The 1,265-nt window shown below is 63.9% G+C and carries 1 protein-coding gene; it reads right to left on the bottom strand.

Annotation, left to right across the window (positions count from 1 at the left end; all coding sequences use genetic code 11):
- Window positions 1-1,160 (bottom strand): ISAs1 family transposase (locus GGD89_RS19635; RefSeq protein WP_184049243.1); only part of this gene is annotated, 1,160 nt, incomplete at its 3' end.
- Between the last annotated feature and the right edge of the window lie 105 nt (window positions 1,161-1,265).

The raw sequence follows: 1,265 nt of genomic DNA, 5'->3' as shown, positions 1-1,265 counted from the left end.
TTCATGTTGAGGATTGAGGCGAGGTAGCTGGGATCCCAGGCGGCCCGTTTGCGTCGGGTCTTGAGGGTTCGCTTGTCGGAGATGGCGCGCACGAGGTTGAAGGCGAAGTGGCGGACGACGGCCATGTTTTTGGCGCCGTGGCCGGTGCGGACGCGAGACAGGTCGTCCTTGAAGGTGACGTCGAGGACCCAGTGGAGGCTGTTTTCGATGGCCCAGTGTCCGCGCACGGCGTCGGCAGCGGCCGGGGCAGAGAGCGTGGCGGAGGAGATATAGTATCGGGTCTCGATGCGGGTCTTGTCCTTGATCTCGGTGCGGGCGTCGACCTTGATGACGGTGGCCGCGCCCGGCAGGCGGAGTTCGCCGGGCAAGCGCCGGTCGCCAGCCAGCCAGTCGGTCTCCCGGCAGACGGTGACGGTCCGCTGCTCGATACGGCCGTGTCCTTTGTCGACGTCGTTGGCCTGCTCCAGCCCGCCATTTGGGGGATCGTCGAAGAGCGCCTGGATGTCGGCGCGCAGGCCCGGCTGGTTGTTCTTGACGGCCAGCAGGTAGTCGGCCCCGACATCGCGGATGGCGCCAGCGATCGTGCCATTGCAGGCGATGGCGTCGATGCTGACCAAGGCGCCCTTGAGGCCGCCGTTGGCCCCCAGACGCTCTACAAGAACGGGAATGGCGGCGGTTTCGTTGGCTTTTTCGGGGACCGCCTCCTGAGCCAGAACGAGGCGCCGGGTGGTGGCAAAGGCCGAGACCAGGTGCAGCGCCGCCTTGCCTTTCGCGCGATCGTGGCTGCGCCGCGAGGTCTTGCCGTCGATGGCAACGAAATCCGCCTGCTCGGGCCAGGTCTCGCGCACCCAGGTGGTGAAACAGTCCGCGAACAGGGCCGGGTCGATCCGGTTCACCAGAATGTTGAGCCAACGCCCGCAGGGTACGCCGTTGCGATAAGGAAGCACGGTGCGCAGGAAATCCAGGTGCGCCTCGCCCCAATCAGAAATCAGGTCGAAGTCGTCGCAGTCGACGATGCTGCCGCACACCACCAGAAACAGCACCTCCGCCAGCGGATAGTCGACACGCCACGCCTCACGATCATCCTCGATCTCGGAAAAATGCTTCAGCAGAACCGAAAGCTTCGACTTGCCCCCCAGAAATGCTTCCATCTCCTCCATGCGCCATCCTCCGCCTTCACAATCTGATGGCACAGCGAATCATGAAAATCGCAAACTGGGGATCCCCTCACCATGAACTTTCTGTAATCCGAGTTCGGAGCCCTG

Source organism: Roseospira visakhapatnamensis (assembly GCF_014197915.1).
Lineage (GTDB): Bacteria > Pseudomonadota > Alphaproteobacteria > Rhodospirillales > Rhodospirillaceae > Rhodospira > Rhodospira visakhapatnamensis.
This window is presented reverse-complemented; position numbering and strand designations above follow the sequence as displayed.